21 protein-coding genes and 1 pseudogene are annotated in these 20,164 nt (G+C 54.5%); 7 read left to right on the top strand and 15 right to left on the bottom strand.

Annotated features, from left to right (window positions below):
- Positions 1-21: 21 nt before the first annotated feature.
- On the bottom strand, positions 22-513 hold the full coding sequence (locus KW808_RS05695; RefSeq protein WP_004568110.1) for a flavin reductase family protein: 492 nt from the start codon (positions 511-513) through the stop codon (positions 22-24).
- Between the two features lie 317 nt (positions 514-830).
- On the opposite strand from KW808_RS05695, the gene KW808_RS05690 reads away from it, so the two are divergent.
- Positions 831-2,240, top strand: a complete 1,410-nt coding sequence (locus KW808_RS05690; RefSeq protein ID WP_003856814.1) for a class II fumarate hydratase — start codon at positions 831-833, stop codon at positions 2,238-2,240.
- 58 nt (positions 2,241-2,298) lie between these two features.
- On the opposite strand, the gene KW808_RS05685 is transcribed toward KW808_RS05690, so the two are convergent.
- Positions 2,299-3,543: a hypothetical protein gene (locus tag KW808_RS05685; RefSeq protein WP_004568112.1), complete on the bottom strand. Its 1,245-nt coding sequence runs from the start codon at positions 3,541-3,543 to the stop codon at positions 2,299-2,301.
- Positions 3,544-3,652: 109 nt separating this feature from the next.
- Positions 3,653-4,306, bottom strand: coding sequence for a GntR family transcriptional regulator (locus tag KW808_RS05680; protein WP_004568114.1), 654 nt, complete (start codon positions 4,304-4,306; stop codon positions 3,653-3,655).
- Between the two features lie 210 nt (positions 4,307-4,516).
- Here KW808_RS05680 and KW808_RS05675 point away from each other — a divergent pair.
- The 4 genes and pseudogenes from KW808_RS05675 to KW808_RS05660 all read left to right on the top strand — a co-directional run bounded on the left by KW808_RS05675 (position 4,517) and on the right by KW808_RS05660 (position 8,129).
- A pseudogene (locus tag KW808_RS05675) lies at positions 4,517-5,827 on the top strand (NRAMP family divalent metal transporter).
- Between the two features lie 22 nt (positions 5,828-5,849).
- On the top strand, positions 5,850-6,608 hold the full coding sequence (locus KW808_RS05670) for a 5-oxoprolinase subunit PxpA (RefSeq protein WP_003856803.1): 759 nt from the start codon (positions 5,850-5,852) through the stop codon (positions 6,606-6,608).
- Positions 6,598-7,251, top strand: a complete 654-nt coding sequence (locus KW808_RS05665; protein ID WP_004568117.1) for a 5-oxoprolinase subunit B family protein — start codon at positions 6,598-6,600, stop codon at positions 7,249-7,251. The genes KW808_RS05670 and KW808_RS05665 overlap by 11 nt, the downstream gene beginning before the upstream one ends.
- Complete coding sequence (locus KW808_RS05660; protein ID WP_004568119.1) at positions 7,248-8,129, top strand: 5-oxoprolinase subunit C family protein; 882 nt, start codon at positions 7,248-7,250, stop codon at positions 8,127-8,129. The genes KW808_RS05665 and KW808_RS05660 overlap by 4 nt, the downstream gene beginning before the upstream one ends.
- Here KW808_RS05660 and KW808_RS05655 read toward each other — a convergent pair.
- Positions 8,126-8,665 (bottom strand): GNAT family N-acetyltransferase, encoded by a 540-nt coding sequence (locus KW808_RS05655; protein WP_004568125.1) that lies wholly within the window; start codon positions 8,663-8,665, stop codon positions 8,126-8,128. The genes KW808_RS05660 and KW808_RS05655 overlap by 4 nt on opposite strands.
- Positions 8,666-8,722: 57 nt before the next feature.
- The gene (locus KW808_RS05650; RefSeq protein WP_004568136.1) at positions 8,723-9,397 is read right to left on the bottom strand and encodes a LysR family transcriptional regulator substrate-binding protein; all 675 of its coding nucleotides are present in this window, start codon (positions 9,395-9,397) and stop codon (positions 8,723-8,725) included.
- An 18-nt stretch (positions 9,398-9,415) separates the two neighbouring features.
- Here KW808_RS05650 and KW808_RS05645 point away from each other — a divergent pair, with 18 nt between their 5' ends.
- Entirely contained in the window at positions 9,416-9,811 is a 396-nt protein-coding gene (locus tag KW808_RS05645) for a DUF5997 family protein (RefSeq protein WP_003856795.1), read from the top strand.
- A 31-nt stretch (positions 9,812-9,842) separates the two neighbouring features.
- On the opposite strand, the gene KW808_RS05640 is transcribed toward KW808_RS05645, so the two are convergent.
- The 3 genes from KW808_RS05640 to glyA all read right to left on the bottom strand — a co-directional run bounded on the left by KW808_RS05640 (position 9,843) and on the right by glyA (position 13,824).
- Entirely contained in the window at positions 9,843-10,568 is a 726-nt protein-coding gene (locus tag KW808_RS05640; RefSeq protein WP_004568141.1) for an aminotransferase class IV, read from the bottom strand.
- Entirely contained in the window at positions 10,565-12,427 is a 1,863-nt protein-coding gene (gene pabB / locus KW808_RS05635; RefSeq protein ID WP_004568147.1) for an aminodeoxychorismate synthase component I, read from the bottom strand. The genes KW808_RS05640 and pabB overlap by 4 nt, the downstream gene beginning before the upstream one ends.
- 92 nt (positions 12,428-12,519) lie before the next feature.
- Entirely contained in the window at positions 12,520-13,824 is a 1,305-nt protein-coding gene (gene glyA, locus KW808_RS05630) for a serine hydroxymethyltransferase (protein WP_003856790.1), read from the bottom strand.
- 228 nt (positions 13,825-14,052) lie between these two features.
- Here glyA and coaA point away from each other — a divergent pair, with 228 nt between their 5' ends.
- Positions 14,053-15,024, top strand: coding sequence for a type I pantothenate kinase (gene coaA, locus KW808_RS05625; protein ID WP_003856789.1), 972 nt, complete (start codon positions 14,053-14,055; stop codon positions 15,022-15,024).
- A gap of 214 nt (positions 15,025-15,238) precedes the next feature.
- Here coaA and KW808_RS05620 read toward each other — a convergent pair whose 3' ends face one another.
- The 7 genes from KW808_RS05620 to KW808_RS05590 form a co-directional block, all read right to left on the bottom strand.
- Positions 15,239-15,655: an integrase core domain-containing protein gene (locus KW808_RS05620; protein ID WP_499651894.1), complete on the bottom strand. Its 417-nt coding sequence runs from the start codon at positions 15,653-15,655 to the stop codon at positions 15,239-15,241.
- Positions 15,649-16,236, bottom strand: coding sequence for a DDE-type integrase/transposase/recombinase (locus KW808_RS05615; RefSeq protein ID WP_499651892.1), 588 nt, complete (start codon positions 16,234-16,236; stop codon positions 15,649-15,651). Before KW808_RS05615 ends, KW808_RS05620 begins: the two co-directional genes overlap by 7 nt.
- A complete protein-coding gene (locus tag KW808_RS05610) occupies positions 16,203-16,418 on the bottom strand; it encodes a hypothetical protein (RefSeq protein WP_499651905.1) in 216 nt (71 codons plus the stop codon). Before KW808_RS05610 ends, KW808_RS05615 begins: the two co-directional genes overlap by 34 nt.
- Positions 16,419-16,420: 2 nt before the next feature.
- The gene (locus tag KW808_RS05605) at positions 16,421-17,230 is read right to left on the bottom strand and encodes a hypothetical protein (protein ID WP_034983451.1); all 810 of its coding nucleotides are present in this window, start codon (positions 17,228-17,230) and stop codon (positions 16,421-16,423) included.
- A 284-nt stretch (positions 17,231-17,514) separates the two neighbouring features.
- Positions 17,515-18,033 carry a flavodoxin domain-containing protein gene (locus KW808_RS05600; RefSeq protein ID WP_004568149.1) on the bottom strand — a complete coding sequence of 173 codons (519 nt, stop codon included), beginning with the start codon at positions 18,031-18,033 and terminating at the stop codon, positions 17,515-17,517.
- 20 nt (positions 18,034-18,053) lie between these two features.
- On the bottom strand, positions 18,054-18,824 hold the full coding sequence (locus KW808_RS05595; RefSeq protein WP_003856785.1) for an isoprenyl transferase: 771 nt from the start codon (positions 18,822-18,824) through the stop codon (positions 18,054-18,056).
- Positions 18,825-18,847: 23 nt separating this feature from the next.
- Complete coding sequence (locus KW808_RS05590) at positions 18,848-19,948, bottom strand: 3-deoxy-7-phosphoheptulonate synthase (RefSeq protein ID WP_004568150.1); 1,101 nt, start codon at positions 19,946-19,948, stop codon at positions 18,848-18,850.
- Positions 19,949-20,164: the final 216 nt, after the last annotated feature.

Raw genomic sequence — 20,164 nt, 5'->3', positions numbered from 1 at the left:
GCCCTTTTAAAATTTAGTGCCCTACAGCGAGGACACCTGCGAGCGGTGGTACACCAGCGCTGAGCTGAAGTCTTGGTCAGCGGAAGCGTCAATAACTTCTAGAACTGCAAAGAAGTGATCGCCGATTTCCTGGAGATCATGAAGTTTCGTGGTTAGTTGTGCATCAGCGCCTTCAAGGTGAATCGCACCGTTTTCGGTGGATGCCCACTCAAGGTTTTCAAAGCGCTGGTCGGATGGGCCAGAAAGCTTACGCACATGGTCTGCGTGTGCCCCGCCGAGGATAGAAATGCCTAGCTCTTGGCCGGTAACTAATGCCTGCTCGATAGCTGGCCATGAAGAAGAGCTCTTCTGCAAGAAGATGCCTACCAATGGTGGTTCGGCGCTAATGCTGACGAATGAACCAACGATCATGCCCAGAGGCTGATCGGTGTGGGTTGCAATGAAGCTAATTGGGGTTGGTACGTTTCGCAGTACGGAGCGAAGATCAGTTGCGGTGGTGATTGCTGAAGTCATGCACCTAGTAGACCATTCAGTCTACTTAACTGTCTAGTTTTCTTCCATATTGGATATTAACCTAGACAATTCAGTCTACATCGAACCGATGAGAGCAATCCCCAAGTATTTCCCACCCCTGTTTTTAGGTACACCTACCGCCGAATTTTGGACATTTAACAAGCCTGCACCCCCACATTTAGGAGTGGATTGTGCCTTATTTCTCACACTTTCTATTACCCACCTCACTCTAGGGGTGGACTCCAGTGTTTCGCGACAACACAATGAGTAAGCTTGTGACAGCCGTATTTAATTCTCAGTAAGAAATGAGTGATTTCATGACCGAGCAGGAATTCCGTATTGAGCACGACACCATGGGTGAAGTGAAGGTTCCAGCAAAGGCTCTGTGGCAGGCACAGACCCAGCGCGCTGTTGAGAACTTCCCTATCTCTGGTCGAGGTCTGGAATCCGCACAGATCCGCGCAATGGGTCTGCTGAAGGCAGCTTGTGCGCAGGTAAACAAAGACTCCGGTGCGCTGGATGCAGAGAAGGCAGATGCCATCATTGCAGCTGGTAAGGAGATCGCGTCCGGTAAGCATGACGCTGAGTTCCCAATTGATGTGTTCCAGACTGGTTCCGGTACTTCCTCCAACATGAACACCAATGAGGTTATCGCTTCCATCGCGAAGGCTAACGGCGTTGAGGTTCACCCAAATGACCACGTCAACATGGGTCAGTCCTCCAATGACACCTTCCCTACTGCAACTCACGTTGCTGCAACCGAGGCTGCTGTCAATGACCTCATCCCAGGCCTGAAGGTTCTGCACGAGTCTTTGGCGAAGAAGGCTAACGAGTGGTCTGAGGTTGTTAAGTCCGGCCGCACCCACCTGATGGACGCTGTTCCAGTAACCCTGGGCCAGGAGTTCGGTGGCTACGCTCGCCAGATCCAGCTCGGCATCGAGCGCGTTGAGGCTACTCTTCCTCGCCTTGGTGAGCTGGCTATTGGTGGCACCGCTGCTGGTACCGGTATCAACACCTCCGCTGATTTCGGCGGCAAGGTTGTTGCTGAACTGATCAACTTGACCGACGTCAAGGAGCTCAAGGAAGCTGAGAACCACTTCGAGGCTCAGGCTGCACGCGACGCTCTTGTTGAGTTCTCCGGCGCAATGCGCGTTATCGCTGTCTCCTTGTACAAGATCGCTAACGATATCCGCCTCATGGGCTCCGGCCCACTGACCGGTCTTGGCGAGATCCGTCTCCCAGACCTGCAGCCAGGTTCCTCCATCATGCCAGGCAAGGTCAACCCAGTTCTCTGTGAGACCGCTACCCAGGTTTCCGCTCAGGTTATCGGCAATGACGCAGCTGTTGCGTTCTCCGGCACCCAGGGCCAGTTCGAGCTCAACGTGTTCATCCCAGTGATGGCTCGCAACGTGCTTGAGTCCGCTCGCCTGCTGGCTAACACTTCCCGCGTGTTCGCGACCCGTCTCGTTGATGGCATTGAGCCAAACGAGGCACACATGAAGGAGCTCGCTGAGTCTTCACCTTCCATCGTTACCCCACTGAACTCTGCAATCGGCTACGAAGCTGCTGCAAAGGTGGCTAAGACTGCTTTGGCTGAGGGCAAGACCATCCGCCAGACTGTCATCGATTTGGGCTTGGTTGATGGCGAGAAGCTCACCGAGGAAGAGCTGGACAAGCGCCTCGACGTTCTTGCTATGGCTCACACCGAGCGCGAGAACAAGTTCTAAAACTAGAACCCGATAAATAAGGACCTTCACTTCTTAAGAAGTGAAGGTCCCTTTTTCGCTACATATCTAGATCGCGGGGCTTGCCGAAATCCCCGAAATCGCCAAAACCACCCTGTTGGAGGCGCTCCATCAGATACGGATCTGGGCGCACCTCAATGCCGATCGCGCCGGCCGGTGGCGCGTCAAACGCGCTGTCTTCCCATTCAGCTTCCATTTCAGGAGAGACGACGCGGAAGTCGGTGAAGGTGGTCACCTGGTTGTCGCGCAGCAGGTGCAGGCGCGGGCTTATCGACGTCGGGTTCCCGAGGCCAAAGCGCATCGCGATCCTCACCATCGCGGTGATTCCGTTCATCAGATCTTCGCCGGTGGTCACAGGACGCGCAATCAACAGATCACGATCAGGGACAGCAAAGATGACGCCATCACTTTGGTCCAGGTCAGGTGCCCACTTTGCCAACAGATCGTTGAGGAACAGTGGTGCACTACCCAGGTAGTACGAGTTAGATTCGAAAGCCCAAAATGATGACCCTTCGCTGTCTGATTCAGCGTCGACGAAGGAAGCGTCAACGTTTGCGTCGTAAAGCTCTTGCCAGGTATTGCGGTCCGCAGCCCGCTCTAGGGCGCTGAGGTCATCGAACTCCTCGAGCTCTTTGAGTGGCTGGATGCGGATGGCATGCTCGGTATCGAGCACCAGCGCGATCGACATGTCAGAGGTGAAGGTGCGCAGGATTGAATCGTCGCGGATCTGGCTTTCCCGGTCGAGTCCATGCTCAACTAGATCGTCGCCTTCACCAGGTGTTGGCAGCAGGCGAAGGCGCAGTGCTTTATACAGGTCAGCAGTAGAAAGATCGTTTAATGTTGCATCGGCCAGCGTGCCGTGAACGAAGCTTTCCACCAGTTCAGGGAGTTGATCAAAGTTATCAAGGCCAGCTGCATTCATCGCGAGGGTGCGCAACGAGACATGTGCTGCCCCGCCATCTGAACGCTGAATCATGGCCGTGTTTCCATCGATATTAATGTGGGCATTCTGGAGTGAAAAACGGTACTCCAATTCACGGCGCAGCATATTTGCACGCGAACGATTCAGCTGTGGCAGATCAGCGTCCGGCAAGAAATCCGCCGCTGTGAGACGACCTTTAGCATCTCGATCAACCTGCTGTTCAATGGGGTCGCCTACCTGACGACCATTACCCTCAAAAACCTCCTGAGGTGAATCTTCAGAGTGTGCGGGCACTGCTGAATTTTCATTCGGGTTTTTGTCTTTGTTCTTTTTCTTACGTCTACTAAAAAATCCAAATGCCATGGGGTGCGCCTCCTTCCCTGGCGTCGTTGCAACCATTTGACCAAATCCTAAGAGGCCAGGTGAAAACCGCCTGCTGCAACAGTGTCAAGTCATCTATGCTATCGCAATTTCAAAATTCCGGTAGGTGCGCAGACAAATCATCGCGCGAATCTTCGAAGTATTTCTGGAGGTATTGTTCCGCCTCTTCGAATTCACCGGCAGTCAAATACTTCAAGATTTGATGGTTCTTTTCCACGTAAATGCTATGGAATGTCTCCACGTTGTAGGTGGCCATGAATCCGATGCGAGCCAGCGCCAACACTTTTCGAGCGTCTGCTGACAACCTAGCCACTCCTGCTAGGTCCACAATCGCCAAGTGAAAAGCACTGTTGGCAGAACCGACAGTTTGCCAATCACCCACGGCATTGGCTGCAACACCCCTTTCGTAGGCCTCTCGCATTACCCCCAAAGACTGCTCCAGCAACTGAGGATTTTTCCGCGCCGACCTAATCGCAGCAACCTCGATAAATGTGCGGTAAGCATAGATATCTTCCACATCCGACTTGGTGAAAGTGTGCACGAAAACCCCACGGTTGGGAATATGATCCACCAGTCCGTCTTGCATGAGTACCCGAAAAGCTTCACGCAGCGTGTTCCGTGAAACGCCAAGTTCTTCTGCCAAAGCAACCTCGGGTAGTCGAGTACCTGGAGTGAGCTCTCCTTGATCAATTTTGGCGGTGATTCGAGCCGCTAAATCAAGGGATGCTGCTATTGCCTGCGTCATGTGACTGATCTTAAAGGACTGGGGACACACCTAGGCACTTGCGGGGGTGCTCTGACCATATTCGATGACCATTAATCCCCACGGGGGATTGTGCTACAGGACACATTGGGTCTAAACTCACTCTCAACTCACCAAGATTGTTCAACAATCTGCGATTGGTGTGCAAGCTACCCCAATCATCCTGAAAGCCCCCACGAAAGGAGCGCGACAATGGCCGACAACAAAAACGTCGATGACAGCCAGCCAGTCTCAGCCAGCACTGGAACCCCTGGGCCTGGCGACATTGCAAAAGCCAATGCGCCATCCCTCAAGCAAGCTGCAGTAACCGCCTCTGGCCGAAGCGCTCTGATGGGTGCCATCTTCCTCATGGCAACTTCTGCCATCGGCCCAGGGTTCCTCACCCAAACCGCTGTCTTCACCAACCAGCTCGGCGCAGCTTTCGCATTTGCGATCCTGGTGTCGATCCTCATTGACATCGCGGTGCAGCTGAATGTGTGGCGCATCATCGGCATCTCTGAAATGCGCGCCCAAGAACTCGGCAATACTGTTATCCCAGGTTTTGGTTGGGTGCTGGCCGTACTGGTCTGTATTGGCGGCGTAGTATTCAACATCGGCAACATCGCCGGTGGTGGCCTTGGGCTTAACGCGCTGCTGGGCTGAGACGTCAAAGTTGGTGGCGTGATCACCGCGGCCATCGCGATTGCGATCTTCTTGTTCAAGCGACTTGGTGCTGCTCTGGACAAATTCCTCGTGGTCCTCGGCGTCGTGATGATCCTGCTCACCGTCTACGTGGCTTTCGTCTCCCAACCTCCAGTTGGCTCGGCGCTGAAGAATGCAGTACTTCCTGACACCATCGACTGGCTTGTCATCACCACACTTGTGGGTGGAACCGTCGGTGGATACATCACTTACGCTGGCGCACACCGCATGCTGGACTCCGGACGAACCGGCCCCAACAACGTCAAAGCTGTTTCCAATTCCTCTATCACCGGCATCCTGATCACTGGCCTCATGCGCGTGGTGCTCTTCCTCGCGGTTCTCGGCGTTGTTGCAGGTGGCGTCACCCTATCCACCACGGGCAACCCAGCCGCGGAAGCATTCCAGCACGCTGCAGGCGATATCGGACTACGCATCTTCGGTGCCGTGCTGTGGGCAGCGTCCATTTCCTCAGTCATCGGCGCCAGCTACACCTCTGCAACCTTCCTGGTGGAAAACAAGCCAGAGAAGAAGCGTCTGCAAAACTGGGTGACCATCATCTTCATCCTGATTTCTTGCTCCGTGTTCATCGTGCTCGGCACGGCACCGGCAATCCTCTTGGTCTTCGCCGGAGCATTCAACGGTTTGGTCCTCCCCGTAGGCTTTACCCTGATGATCTACGTAGCGATCTTCCGCCAGAAAGATCTTCTCAAGGGTTACAAATACCCAGTGTGGCTGATCGTAGTGGGAGTCATCGGCCTGGTTATCGCATGGTTCTTGGCTTATGTCTCCTTCGGTGGAGTCTTCGATCTTCTTAGCAGTTAACGTTTTTTGAAAGGATTTTTTCATGACCACCATCGATCTCAACAGCGACCTCGGCGAAAGCTACGGCAGCTGGGTCATGGGCAACGACGTAGCTGTTCTTGACTTGGTGTCCAGCGCCAATATTGCCTGCGGTTTCCATGCCGGCGACGCCACTGTGTTGTTCAAAACTGTGCGCGCCGCCCATGCACGCCACGTCCGCATCGGCGCACACATTGGTTACAACGACATCGCAGGTTTTGGTCGCCGCAACCTCGACGTCGCTCACGATGACCTCGTCGCCGAAACGATCTACCAGATCGGCGCCATTCAAGCTGCGGCTAAAGCCAGCGGTGCGGTTGTGGAATATGTAAAACCACACGGCGCGCTGTACAACACCATTGCGGTTGACGAAGCCCAGGCCGCAGCAGTCATCGAGGGCATCAAGCTGGTCAATCCTGAGCTCTCCCTCATGGCCCTGGCTGGCTCCCAAATCGTCGAGCAGGCTCGCGCCGCGGGGCTTCAAGTTGAGCAGGAAACTTTCGCCGACCGCGCCTACACCGCCGATGGCCAGCTGGTTTCCCGCAAGCTTCCCGGCGCGGTACTGCACGACCCCGAAACCGCAGCCAGGCAGGCCTTGGCGTTTGCCACCGGCCAGCCCATCACCGCGATCACCGGGGAGAGCGTGCTTGTCGACGCCAACTCCATCTGTGTTCATGGGGATAATCCGCAAGCTCTCGCATTGGTGGAGAAAATCGTGACCACCCTTGCAGCTCATGAGGTTCAGGTTTCCCATGCTCGTTAGACCATGTGGTGAGCAAGCAGTCATCATCGATTTGCTTGCTGAAGATTCCGAAGCCGTCCAAGGCAGCATCTTGGATGCTGTTCTTGCACTCAACCGCTCTTTGGTGGGCATGCAGGTCCCTGGAATCATCGATACTGTTCCCGCTGCGCAAACACTGTTAGTGACGTTTGACACCAAGCAGATCACCCCGAGTCGTTTCGCAGAGATCGTTGATTCAATTGCGCTGACCCCAGCCGCAAAGGGCGCAGCAGAGCTTGCCGACACCATTGAGATTCCCGTGGTCTACGACGGCCCTGATCTAGAAACCGTAGCTCAACACACAGGTTTGAGCGTGGAGGAAGTTATCGCCACGCATTCTGGCACCGTGTGGACTGCTGCTTTCGGTGGATTTGCACCAGGTTTTTACTATCTGATCCCCCAGACTCCTCTGTGGGATATTCCTCGCTTGGAATCGCCACGCACCAAGATTCCTGCAGGTTCTGTCGCAGTGGCCGGTGAATTCAGCGCTGTGTACCCGCAGCAGTCCCCTGGTGGTTGGCAACTGCTGGGCACCACTGAGATTCCCATGTGGGATGTGGACCGGTGGCAACCATCGCTTCTCAAGCCCGGTGATTCAGTTCGATTTGTGCAGGTGAAGAAATGAGCTTCAAAGTAATTTCCACTGGCCCCCAAGCCATCTTCCAAGACCGAGGTCGCTTTGGTTTTGCCAGCGCTGGTGTTGGAACCTCAGGATCCTTTGATCGTTTATCCGCTGCTCGCGCAAATCACGCTTTAGGTAATGATCCCAATGCAACCGTGGTAGAGATTCTGCTCGGTGGCTTTGAGGTGGAGGCGTTGCACACCACCTCGATCGTGTTCACGGGAACTGAAGCTGAAGTGATGGTTCGAACGGCTGGTGGACAATCTAAAAATGCCACCACCAACACCATCATCGATGTTGCAGCTGGTGAACGTATCCGCGTCGAGCCCGCCACCTATGGCATGCGTGCCTACTTTGCTGCTCGCGGTGGATTTGCAGTAGAAAAAACTTTGGGATCTGCTTCAACCGATCTGATCTCCCACATGGGCCCTCGCCCGATCGAGCCCGGGGATGTCATTGACGTAGCAACAGACATTGCAGATTCTCAGTGGTGGCCAAAACTTCGGCAACTGCCCACCTTATGGAAACGCATGCCAACAGAAACGCTTACCGTCATCCGAGGTCCACGTGACAAATGGTTCACGCAAGAATCCCTCAACAACTTTTTTACTCAGGTGTTTACGGTGAGCAATGACTCCAACCGGATTGGTTTGCGCATGCACTCAAGCGAGCCGATCCAACGTCGTATGGAAGGCGAGCTGAAAAGTGAAGGAATGGTCCGGGGGTCCATCCAGATTCCGCCTGGTGGAAACCCCGTGGTGTTTGGTCCCGATCATCCTGTGACCGGTGGCTATCCAGTAATAGCAGTACTTACATCAAGGTCGTGTGATCGTTCGGCCCAGCTGTTGCCGGGCGATAAAGTCAGATTTAAATTGCTTTAGGAACTTTGAGCTTGCTCTGGAACGGATAAGAGGCACTCCCACAGATCACAATCGCGCCATTGTCCTTCCATCTCGCCGTAGGGCATCCTTGCCATTTGGTGCATGGTGCCCACCTTCACGAAGCCCTTCGATTCATGCAGTTTCGCAGAACCGAGGTTTTCCGGGAAGATCCAGGAGTGGATCGACCAGATGCCGTTGCTTTCGCAGTAGGTGATAAGGACGTCGAGCAAAGCGCCGCCGATTCCTCGGCCTTGGCCCTGGGGGTGGATATAGATGGAATCTTCCACCACTCCATGGAAAACCTGTCGGCTTGAAATTGGAGCAGCAGACACCCATCCGAGGATGAAGTCCGGGTCGTTGTTTTCTACCGCCACCATGACGGTATCCATGATTTTAGATTGGGAGAACTGGTCCCACGTGGGACCAGAAGTCTCATAAGACGCATGTCCCGTCTCCAGGCCCAATTCGTAGATGTCCCTCACCTGAGGGAAATCACCCTCGCGGATTGGTCGGATAGTGAAGTCTCTTTCAACCATGCACGCAATTGTCCTGGTATTTAAATAGATCGGCAACCGGACATGCGCGGGTGACCCCTATCGCCGTTTTCCGGGACGTTTTCTTGCCTGCGGACGCTTCGGAGTTTTTGGTTTCTCCCCCTGCCTGCGGGCTTGTTTTGCCAGTGTTTTTTCACGAGCACTGAGCTTTACCGTTTGCTGCCTGCTGGAATTCCGCGTTCGACCGCGAGCAATACCGACGAAGTCCTGAATCTCTTCAGAATCCTCATCTTTCTTCCACACCAGGGCGATAGATGTTTCAGTTCCACCCTTGATGTCCCGGTGCTCCACCAATTTCTTGCTCAACACCTTGAGAAGAGGCCTCGGGGCGATCACCACACCGACGTTCGCTGCCACGATTTGCAGAGCATCGCGAACAGCAGCAGCATCGACTTCCCCACTATCGGGCATGGACCAGTTGATAATCTCCCCCTCCAAGTCCGCAGGGTCCACCGCGCCTTCTTCGGCACTGAGGAAAAAGTCTTTTGGAAAAGCGACGCCGGGTTGTTCCTGATAAAGATTGACCACGTGGAGGGAGGCGTCGATACGCGCATCTGGAAGCCTGGTTAAGGCGAGTTGTGCCTGGCCAGCGAGCATGAGGCCTAGGGCGTCGTCCGAATCAAGGGTCTCAAGTCCACCGTGATGAGTCCGATCTCGGAATCGGGTAAACCACTTTCCTGGCTCCGTGCCAGTGATGAAACTTAAGGTCAGCATGAAAACAATGCTACCGTTGTGGGCGTGAACGAAGAATCTGTACGCCAGCCATCGGGCAGGGCTATGAAGCCACAGACCGCCGCTAAGAAGCTCGGACTGTTTTTGCCCGCCACGCCAGAGGAGTTCCAAACAGGTGCATTGACTCACCAAGAGTTCAAGAACCTGCAGGAAAACCCACCGGAGTGGCTCCAAACCCTACGTCGCGAGGGCCCACACCCTCGTCCAGTGGTCGCCCAAAAATTGGGCATCACCATCGCGGCTCTGAAAAAGAACGACATGGACAAACCACTGACCACCGCCGAGATCAAGGCACTTCTGGAAAACCAGCCAGAATGGTTGCGCACCGCACGCACACAGCTTGCTGAAGGTCGCGAAACCGCAAAGAAAGAAACTGAAGAAACTACCGAAGACTAAATCTTCACAAAGACTGCGCTCAACCTTTTCCTCACGGAAAAATGGTTGGGCGCAATTTTTCATTCCAGGGCTTCACCGATGGAGCTTTCGCTGCTGCAATTTTGCCCAATCCCCTGCCCCAACTAACCACAGGTGTCCAACCATGCAGCGAACTACCGCACCACGCGGGAAAACCAATGTGCCGAATGTTTTGATAGCGCAATGTGATTCCGGCTTTTTCCCACAGCGGAATGGTTGCGGCGAGTGTCACCGATGGGAGCACATCTCCCCTGGGCACGATGACCGTCTGTGGATCCGCCCAAAACACCACGGTGGCGTTGGCAGCTTCCAGAATGAACCCATCCGCGCTGATCAACAGGGCATCGTCGCAGCCGTTATCGTTGGCGCGACTGCGAAGGTGAGCAAGCACATCTAGGTCTGGGCCTTTGATGGTTGGCTGTGTGCGTGGATCTGGGTCTTCGGAAAGCCACAATGACGTGGCCTTTCGCAGCGGCGGTGCGGGGCGAATATGGACTGCGAAAAGATCATCGCCATGCCATTCAATCTTGGGAAACCACGAGCCCTGGCGTGGAATTGCTTCCCTTACTGCGTGGAGAAAATCCCACGGGTCCACGTCCACGCTGGTGGCGAAGCGCTGTTCATGAAGATCCCAGCGCACCACGCGGTGGTCTTTGGCTAGGTAGGAATCAACAACTGTGGGTGTTGATTCCAGCGCGCCTTCTACGAGTGTTGCGCCGTCCCACACGAGGTACGTCATGGGAATTCAACCCCAAACAAATTCAGCAGAGGCCGTGATTTAACGCGGATTTCCTCCCACTCAGCCTCCGGATCAGACAGAGCAAGAAGTGCACCGCCCACTCCGTACTCCACGTGATTGTTCTGGATGACGAGAGTTCTGATCACCATGGAGAGATCAACTGCGCCGTCGAGGGAAAAATATCCCAAGCCACCTGAGTAAATACCGCGAGGAGCTGCCTCCAGCTCATCGATGATCTCCATGGTGCGCAGCTTTGGGGCACCAGTCATCGAACCACCGGGGAATGCTGCGCGCACGCACTCAATCGGACTGCGTGGCCCCAACTCTGCAGAGACGGTGCTGACAAGTTGGTGGACTGTGGCGTAGGTTTCGACGTCGAAAAGCTTGGATGTTTTAACTGTGGTGGGCAAAGCGCCGCGGGCTAAGTCGTTGCGGACCAAATCTACGATCATCAAGTTTTCTGCACGATCTTTAGGATTACTGCGCAGCTCAGCAATGATTTCTTGGTCTTCTTGCGCTGTTCGCCCACGCGGCCTGGTGCCTTTAATGGGCTTTGATTCCACGTGTCCCGCCGAATCAATAGTGATGAACCGCTCCGGCGAGGAACTCAAAATAGAGGTATCCCCCAGCTGAAGATACGCACCATATGCGGTGGGATTGGCCCCACGCAGTGCTAGATAGGCAGCCAGAGGGGCCACATCAGTGGTGCCCTGAAGTTTTGTGGTCAGGCAGATTTCATACGATTCGCCACGAGTAATCAGCTCCTGGGCTCTGCGAATTTTGTCGAGATACTCATCTTTGGAATCTCGAACCTGCAAAGCGAGGTGTCCGGACGCAGGTATCCGCGGGGCGACAAGATTATGCAGCTTCTTGATGGTTTCTTCAAACCACTCGTCCTGCTCCCCCAACGCCAGCAACCGAACCTGATCCGATTCCACTGCGATGGCGCGATCGGCAAAAATGAGGTGCGCATCCGGAAGACTCGAAGTGTGCGCAGCCCGTGCGCCAGCTTCCGCTTTAAGCTCATAACCAACGTAACCAACCCAGCCAAGACGAAAACCTTGACCGGGCGCAACTGAGTTGGCGGCGAGATCCTCCTTTAGCCAGGTGAAGAAATCCCCCTCGCCGACATTATGGGTTTTTGTGCGTGCGAGAGGACCGCTGGCATCACCAAGATAGCTGGTTCCTTGGGCATCATCGAGCCAAAAAGCATGGGAGGAATGGGCAAAGAGTGTTTCAAAAACCGCTGCTGAATCAACGCTGAGCGGAATAGTTTTCTCCGTGAGTTGCCAGCGATATGTGCGCGCTAAATTAAGGAAGTTCTTAATGATCTGATGGCCGAATTGTCCACCAATAGATTCCGGATGAAATTGCACACCCCACTGCGGAAGCGTTTCATGTGCCAATGCCATGATCAAACCATCATCGCTGGTAGCTGTAGCTTTCAATGACTCCGGCAAGCGGGTTGCCACCATCGAGTGATAACGCACCGCCTCAAACGTTTCAGGGATGCCTGCAAATAAACCTGAACCATCATGGGTGATCTGCGAAACCTCACCGTGGACCGGCCTGGGCGCCAAATCAACATCACCGCCATGAGCCAACGCAATGCCCTGGTGGCCTAAACACACACCCAAAATCGGAACGCGTGCACGCTCAATGACGCCTGCACAGATACCAAAATCAGCCGCAACGCCGGCGTGGCCCGGGCCCGGTGAGAGGATGACGGCGTCGAAAAGCGTCTCATCTATTTCTTGATCATTAGGCACCACCACAGGTGCCTGACCCGTAACCTCTTCCACATAGGTGGCGAGATTAAACGTGAAAGAATCATAATTATCAATAATTAAAACGCGCATGACATCCTCTGACAAAACCACAAAACAACGAGAAAAGCACCGTCAGGCCGAAGCCGACGATGCCTTCTACATATGAAAACTCAAAGAAAAACTTAGACGATGGTCCAGTCTTCCAAGCCCTCATACAGTGGGTAATCTGCAGCAAGCTTTGCTACACGGCCACGCAGAGACTCAATGTCTGCGGACTTACCATTAGCCAAAGCGGTACCGATGATGTCTGCAACCTCAGTGAATGCAGGAATATCGAAACCACGGGTAGCCAGCGCAGGAGTACCAATACGCAGACCAGAAGTAACCATTGGTGGACGAGGATCGAAAGGAACCGCGTTACGGTTCACAGTGATACCAACCTCGTGCAGCAGATCTTCCGCCTGCTGGCCATCCATCTGGGAGTTACGCAGATCAGCCAAAACCAAGTGCACATCAGTGCCACCGGTCAAGACATCCACGCCAGCGGCCTTCGCATCAGAAGCAGTCAGACGCTCAGCAAGAATGCGAGCACCCTCCAACGTGCGAGCCTGACGGTCACGGAACTGCTCAGTGCCAGCAATCTTCAAAGAAGTAGCCTTCGCAGCAACTGCGTGCATCAAAGGACCACCCTGCTGACCTGGGAATACGGAAGAGTTCAGCTTCTTCGCGTACTCCTGCTTAGCCAGAATGATGCCGGAACGAGGTCCACCCAAAGTCTTGTGGACAGTGGAAGAAACAACATCAGAGTAAGGAACTGGGCTTGGGTGCAAACCAGCAGCAACAAGACCAGCGAAGTGAGCCATATCGACCCACAGCTTCGCGCCAACTTCCGCAGCAATAGACTGGAAAGCCTCGAAATCAAGGTGGCGAGGGTATGCAGACCAGCCAGCGATAATTACCTTTGGCTGCTCCTTCAGAGCAATCTCACGAACCTGATCCATATCAACACGCATGGTCTCAGGATCAACACCGTACGCAACAACCTCGTACAGCTTTCCGGAGAAGTTCAACTTCATTCCGTGGGTCAAGTGACCACCATGAGCCAAAGACAGACCCATGATCTTGTCGCCTGGCTCAGCCAAAGTCATCAGCACAGCAGCATTAGCCTGCGCGCCGGAGTGAGGCTGAACATTGGCGAACTCTGCACCGAAGAGAGCCTTCGCACGATCACGTGCAAGATCCTCAATGATGTCAACTTGTTCGCAACCACCGTAGTAACGGCGGCCAGGGTAACCCTCGGCATACTTATTGGTAAGAACAGAACCCTGCGCCTGCAAAACAGAACGGGGAACGAAGTTCTCAGACGCGATCATCTCTAATGTATCGCGTTGACGGGCAAGTTCCCCAGCGATGGCAGCAGCCACCTCAGGATCAAGCTCGTTCAGTGGCTGGTAACGGACATCGTCCGCTTGGTGGGCATCGGTCATCAGGTCAGCTAACCTTTCACAAGACGAATCCCGCGCGTAAGACCTCACTCGCGGGACAGGTACGCCCACAAGCATAGACCGCCGATACCCATATATAAAAGTATGGGTTCACTCCCATCGTTTCGCGCGCATGAATTTACTCACGTGCCCACGTCTTTTAGCCACCCATTGAAGTGAAAAAATAACCCCGATCACACTAATGGAGTAGCTAAGGTGCACAATGGATTCATGGCAGAGCAAAACGCTGCAAGCACAACTGGTGTGAAACCTTCCCCACGCACACCAGATTTCAGCCCCTACCTTGATTTCGACCGCGCACAATGGCGCGAGCTGAGAAACTCAATGCCTCAGGTGCTGACCCAAAAAGAAGTCATTGAACTTCGAGGCATCGGAGAAAACATTGACCTCGCTGAAGTGGCAGAAGTCTACCTTCCGCTGTCCCGTCTGATTCACCTCCAGGTAGCGGCCCGACAGCAACTTACCGCAGCCACCGAAACCTTCCTCGGAACTTCCCCCTCCACCTCTGTGCCGTTTGTCATTGGTGTCGCGGGATCCGTCGCCGTCGGTAAATCAACCACCGCCCGACTCCTCCAAGTTCTGCTTCAGCGCTGGAATTCCCACCCCCGCGTGGACCTCGTCACCACCGACGGATTCCTCTACCCCGGCGCGGAACTAACCCGCCGCGGATTAATGTCCCGAAAAGGATTCCCCGAAAGCTACGACCAACGTGCACTCCTCCGCTTTGTCACCGACGTAAAATCCGGAAAACTCGAAGTCAACGCACCTGTCTACTCCCACACCGCGTACGACCGAGTTCCAGGCGAATTCACCACAGTCCGCCAACCCGACATTTTGATCGTCGAAGGCCTAAACGTCCTTCAAACTGGCCCAACATTGATGGTCAGTGACCTTTTCGACTTCAGCGTCTACGTAGATGCCCGCACCGAAGACATCGAAAAATGGTACATCGACCGCTTCCTCAAACTCCGCGACACTGCATTCCGTCGCCCCGGTGCCCACTTCTCCCATTACGCCGACATGGCTGATCCAGAGTCCATCGCCGTCGCTCGAGAACTGTGGCAATCGATCAACCTGCCCAACTTGGTGGAGAATATTCTTCCCACCCGAGTTCGCGCGTCGTTGGTACTGAAAAAAGGTAGCGATCACTTGGTGGAACGGGTGAGGATGCGCAAGATCTAGGGGTTCTTGCTGGTTTTGAGTAGGGAATCCCTTGCTAAGTGGCAGATTTCTACGGTTCGGCCGTGTTTGGCCCTGTTTGTCCGCGCCAAGTTGAAATTGAGACCAAAGCCGCGCTGATTGAGGGCTCCTTTGGCCTAAATCTGCACTTATCCCGACGATTACGCTCGCTGCCAGGGGTTTGTGAACCAGGGGGGCGATAAGAACACGTGCTAACTCAAGCACTTAACAGCGACGCTACACCACCAACCCTCTCCTGTACAGACCCATCATCACGCGCACCATTAAGACGCACCACACCAGCAACTTCCTGAACCACCGGCTGTCCCACATACCGCTGCGGGAACTGCCGGTAATGGGCATCCAACGCCTGCACACGCAACCGATGCACCGCCCTCCAACTACCATCAAACACCGACTGTGGAGTATGCCCAGCCACACCAGAATGCGGATGAACCGTGTTGTAATACACCACAAACTCCTCCACCCACACCCGGGCCTGATCCATCGATGCAAACACCTTCGGATAAAACGGCCGATACTTCAACGTATGAAACACCGACTCCACAAACGCATTATCATCACTCACCCGCGGCCGAATCAACGACAACGCCACACCATGATCCGCTAACAACCATGCACCCTCGTCGATGTCATCGCCGACCCATTATCCGAATGCACCGTCACCACACCCGGATTATCCGCTAACACCTGCGTTAACAACTCCACCGCGGTGGAGGTATTTTCCGTCGGCGCGACCTTCGCCCCAACAATCTTGCGGGAAAACAAATCAATCGCCAGATGCAACGCATAGGTCTTACCACGTACCAGCGACGGCAAGAACGTCACATCCCAACACACCACCTGACCAGGCTGTGTTGCTTCCAACCTCGGCTTAACCCGTGGCGTTGGTGATCGTTTCACCGGGGACAGGGCACTGACTCGGTCTTTGTGTAACAACTTGTGCTGCTTGGCAACACGCCACCATGTACGTAGTGATGCGCGGTAGATGCCTTTGTTAAACAACATGTTAAACACCCCACTAACGCTCAGTTGTGGGTACGCGGTGATCGCATCAACAATGAACTGGCGTTCGTGTTCTGCCAACGCTTGACGCACCGACGACACTGCTGGCTCCTTCCCCTGCCAAGGCTCTGGTGTGGGTTCCACACCAGGTGCTGCTAGTTCCACACCAGGTGCTGTTGGTGCTGGCACGGCCTGCAGGACAGGTTTCGGTGCAGGACAGGGACGCGCTTGTTGCGGTAATACGCCGTTGATTTCGACAGCTTGATCAGCCGTAATGCCTTGTTATGGCTCAGCCTGGCACAGGTGGTGAGATCTGTGATCAAGGTGTTTTCTTCCTTGAGTCCTTGATCAAAGGCGCGTTGCTCATCCACGTTTAGGTGGCGTCCTCCTCGTCTAAGCCCTCGCCAGGATTGGGCCTGGTCCCAATAGCTTTTCCCAAGATATCGATCACCATTTGATTCTGATGGTCTTTTTGCTTGTAGTGCGCGAGTTCTTTCTTCAGCGCTGCGATTTCTTTGAGGTACTCGTTTTCCATGATCGTGGCTCTTTCTAGTTGTTGGGCAATCATGTGGCGTAGTCGAACGATTTCGACCACGGTTCGGGTGGTCATCAACCCGATCTTGCGGGGTGAGATATCAGCGTCTAAGTCCCCGTCGGTCATAGCGGCGCACCAGGCCATGATGGTGTGCTTACGGAGTTGGTAAAACGTGAGGAATTGCTGGCCCTGACCGTGTGGTTGAGCTAAGTATCCTATGACCAGGTCACGTTTGTCATCAGCCGTTAGTGTGGTGACATCGTCGACTGGGGTGGTGCGTTCGATCCCGAAGCGGTGGGCATCATCAAAAGCATGGGGAAGCCGGCTGAAGGTGCTTATTGCTGCTAGCCAGGTTCGAACGGTGCAGTGGCCGATGTTGTTGGCTGTGAGGAAGGGCTGGCGGTAGCCGTGCGGCAGGGTGGTGTAGATCCGCATGAACTCGAGTCGTGTTTGTGGCTCGTAGTAGCGTCGCCCGTTGGCGGAGATTCGATCTGGTGGGAAGATCGGCCACTCGATGCTGTGTGGGTCCGGCGCCGGTGGTAGCTGGGGTGCTGTGGGGGCAGGGGCCGGGGGCTGTGGGATCTGGGGTAAGGCTTCGGGACTGATCAGATCCAGGTAGTCCTGAAGGACTGAGAAGGGGATGGACATGATGAACTCCTTGCTAAGGATGGTGGTTCACCACTGACCTGACACTGAGAGATTAAGTGTCATATTAAACCAAGGGGTTGAGCCGCACTGTGGCTTTTGGCCTCAAAATGCAGTCGAGCTCAAAACCCACTGTATCCAGCGCAGATGCGCTCAAAAATACATAGGCCTAAATTCGCTTCTAAAGGCTTGGCGTCAGCATATCCAGACGCACACACCTTCGAAAATTCCGACTGCTCAAAACGCCTCACAGTGAGTTTTTACAACGCCAACTCTAAAGCTGGTGATTAGCCCCTCGCCCACTCCTCCACTGCGTCCAGGCGGGACTCATCGACGCGGTCAACATCGGTATCAAAAGTGTTGATCATCATTTTGTCGTTGTCATTCTTCAACGGCTTCGCTTTCAGCATGTTGACGATCGTCCACATGGTGGTGCGGTGCGCGGTCGAGAGCTCTGAGTAATTAAGGCGTCCCGGAAGGTAGAAACGGGTGACATCATCTGCCTTGTTTCCCAGTGATCGAGCTGCGCCGTCCTTCTTTTGCACGACATCATCAAGCGTCATGCCGACGGTGCACAGTGCGACGCGGTGGCCGGAGAGATCGGTATCGGTAATGAATTTCGCACCTGGATGGGATGGGCCGTGAACAAAGCTCAAAACCACGATTGCTGTGGTCGGGTTCGCCGCGAGTTCCGCACGCGCTTGTTCAAAATTTAAGGCATCTACGCCGAGGCGTTGCGCCAGAGCTTCTGCGTACTGCTTGGTGGAGCCGTATGCGGATTCAAATGCGACGATGTAGTCAGACATGTCTCTCCTTGGAGAATAAGTTATTTACCGAATCTTCTGCTGCGCTGCGAGTAGTCGCGAATGGCGCGGAGGAAGTCGATGCGTCGGAAGGCTGGCCAGTAGGTGTCTGTGAACCAGATTTCGGAGTAGGCAGATTGCCACAGCATGAATCCGGAAAGTCGCTGCTCACCAGAGGTGCGGATCACCAGGTCTGGGTCTGGTTGGCCAGAGGTGTACAGGTGAGTGGAGATCGCATCTACCTTGACTGATTCGATCAGTTCATCAACGCTTAGGCCCTCGTCCTTGCCGATGGTCAATAGCTTTTGCACTGCATCAACAATTTCCTGGCGTCCGCCATAACCGACAGCCATGTTGACTGCGATGCCTGTGTTGTTAACGGTAGCTTCTTCAGCTTTGCGTAAACGACAAGCAACTGGGTCTGGGAGCAGATCTAAATGACCAACGAGGCGGACTCGACAGTTGGTTTCAGGACGCGCGAGTTCATCAGCGACATCGGCGATGATATCGAACAGCAATTGCAGCTCTTCGGAGGATCGCCCAAGGTTTTCCATAGACAGCAAATAAACGGTCACGAGATTGACGTCTACATCATCACACCAGCGGACCATCTCGCCGATCTTTTTGGCACCCACTCGGTGCCCATGGCTGACATCAGTGAAGCCAGCTTCCCGGGCCCAGCGTCGATTGCCATCACACATGATGGCAACGTGACCGGGCTGTTTGGCGCCGTCTAGTTCTCTTAAAAGACGGCGCTCATACACCGGGTACAGCAGTCTGGGCAGGTTTAACACATTTAATAGTCTAGCGCCCTTAATTACTTGGCTGCTGCTCGGCGTTCCCTTACTGCTGTGGCCAGCTCAGCGAGCAAATCGATGGTGGTGTCAATATCGATGCACTTATCGGTCACAGACTGTCCGTACACCAGGCCTTCACCGCCGTTGATGCGCAATTTCGCAGGATCAAGGTTCTGTGCGCCACCAACGAGGAAGGATTCGATCATGATTCCTGCCACAGCCTCAGAACCGCCAGAAATCTGCTCTGCGATTTCACGAACAACCTCAACCTGTCGGATGTGATCCTTGCCGGAGTTGGCGTGGGACGCATCGATCATGAGACGAGCATTTTCACCAAGCTTCTCGACGACGGCCTCCACCGAAGCTGCATCATGATTCGGGCCGGAGGTACCGCCGCGCAAAATGATGTGGGAGTTGCTGTTGCCTGCGGTCTCCACGACGCTCAGCGCGCCGTCGTCGGAGGTTCCGAAGAAGAAGTGTGGGTTCTGGGCAGCCTGTACCGCGTCGACTGCAACCTGGATGTTTCCGTCAGTTCCGTTCTTGAAACCAATTGGCATAGACATCCCAGAAGCCAGCTGGCGGTGCACCTGAGATTCGGTGGTACGAGCGCCGATTGCTCCCCATGCGACAGTGTCGGCGTAGTACTGAGGGCTGTTTGGTTCGAGGAATTCGCAGCCGACTGGGAGATCAAGGTTCACAACGTCGATAAGCACTTTACGCGCAATGCGCAAGCCCTCTGGGATGTCGTAGGTTTCGTTAAGGTGAGGATCGTTGATCAATCCCTTCCAACCGACGGTGGTGCGAGGCTTCTCGAAGTACACGCGCATGACAATCTTGAGGTCCTGGTCAAGGCGCTTTGCCAGCGGAGCCAGGCGGTTTGCGTAATCGATGGCTGCTTCAGGATCGTGAACTGAGCAAGGTCCCACAACGACAACGAGGCGGTCATCGTCGCCAGCGAAGATATCAGCGATGTCCTGGCGATCCTGCTCCACCTTGGAAGCCTGCTTTGGTGTCAGTGGGTTTGCGGCGATGAGATCTGTAGGGCTAGGCAGCTCGTGGAAAGCCACGACGCGCTTGTTGCTGGTTGACGCCGCGTTTTCGAGTGAGACTGGAGAACTCATTTTTTCTTGCCTTTCAGGGCTGTGCATGGGGTGGGGTGAATTTAGGAAACAAAAAAGCAGCCCCTCTACCCTTGCGGGGAGGTGCTGCTCGACTCCGGTTCTGTTCGCGTTTTAGGTGGCACAACTAATGGCCAGCTGACGCGGGGAGGCCCCGGAGCCGGACATAAAATAAAATCGTGCTGCGAACATAGTTTGGAACCTTAACACACTTTCTTT

Origin of the sequence: [Brevibacterium] flavum, assembly GCF_019317305.1 — a bacterium.
Classification (GTDB): Bacteria; Actinomycetota; Actinomycetes; order Mycobacteriales; family Mycobacteriaceae; genus Corynebacterium; species Corynebacterium glutamicum.
The sequence above is the reverse complement of the archived record's forward strand: the minus strand, read 5'-3'. Positions and strand labels throughout refer to the sequence as shown.

Bases quoted from the DNA above. Each gene is read 5' to 3' on its own strand.
- KW808_RS05600 (WP_004568149.1), bottom strand. From the start codon at position 18,033: ATGTCTGACTACATCGTCGCATTTGAATCCGCATACGGCTCCACCAAG.
- KW808_RS05655 (WP_004568125.1), bottom strand. From the start codon at position 8,665: ATGGTTGAAAGAGACTTCACTATCCGACCAATCCGCGAGGGTGATTTC.
- KW808_RS05685 (WP_004568112.1), bottom strand. From the start codon at position 3,543: ATGGCATTTGGATTTTTTAGTAGACGTAAGAAAAAGAACAAAGACAAA.
- KW808_RS05590 (WP_004568150.1), bottom strand. From the start codon at position 19,948: ATGAGTTCTCCAGTCTCACTCGAAAACGCGGCGTCAACCAGCAACAAG.
- KW808_RS05670 (WP_003856803.1), top strand. From the start codon at position 5,850: ATGACCACCATCGATCTCAACAGCGACCTCGGCGAAAGCTACGGCAGC.
- KW808_RS05650 (WP_004568136.1), bottom strand. From the start codon at position 9,397: ATGCTGACCTTAAGTTTCATCACTGGCACGGAGCCAGGAAAGTGGTTT.
- KW808_RS05605 (WP_034983451.1), bottom strand. From the start codon at position 17,230: ATGTCCATCCCCTTCTCAGTCCTTCAGGACTACCTGGATCTGATCAGT.
- coaA (WP_003856789.1), top strand. From the start codon at position 14,053: ATGGCAGAGCAAAACGCTGCAAGCACAACTGGTGTGAAACCTTCCCCA.
- pabB (WP_004568147.1), bottom strand. From the start codon at position 12,427: ATGCGCGTTTTAATTATTGATAATTATGATTCTTTCACGTTTAATCTC.
- KW808_RS05690 (WP_003856814.1), top strand. From the start codon at position 831: ATGACCGAGCAGGAATTCCGTATTGAGCACGACACCATGGGTGAAGTG.
- KW808_RS05695 (WP_004568110.1), bottom strand. From the start codon at position 513: ATGACTTCAGCAATCACCACCGCAACTGATCTTCGCTCCGTACTGCGA.
- KW808_RS05660 (WP_004568119.1), top strand. From the start codon at position 7,248: ATGAGCTTCAAAGTAATTTCCACTGGCCCCCAAGCCATCTTCCAAGAC.
- KW808_RS05640 (WP_004568141.1), bottom strand. From the start codon at position 10,568: ATGACGTACCTCGTGTGGGACGGCGCAACACTCGTAGAAGGCGCGCTG.
- KW808_RS05680 (WP_004568114.1), bottom strand. From the start codon at position 4,306: ATGACGCAGGCAATAGCAGCATCCCTTGATTTAGCGGCTCGAATCACC.
- glyA (WP_003856790.1), bottom strand. From the start codon at position 13,824: ATGACCGATGCCCACCAAGCGGACGATGTCCGTTACCAGCCACTGAAC.
- KW808_RS05665 (WP_004568117.1), top strand. From the start codon at position 6,598: ATGCTCGTTAGACCATGTGGTGAGCAAGCAGTCATCATCGATTTGCTT.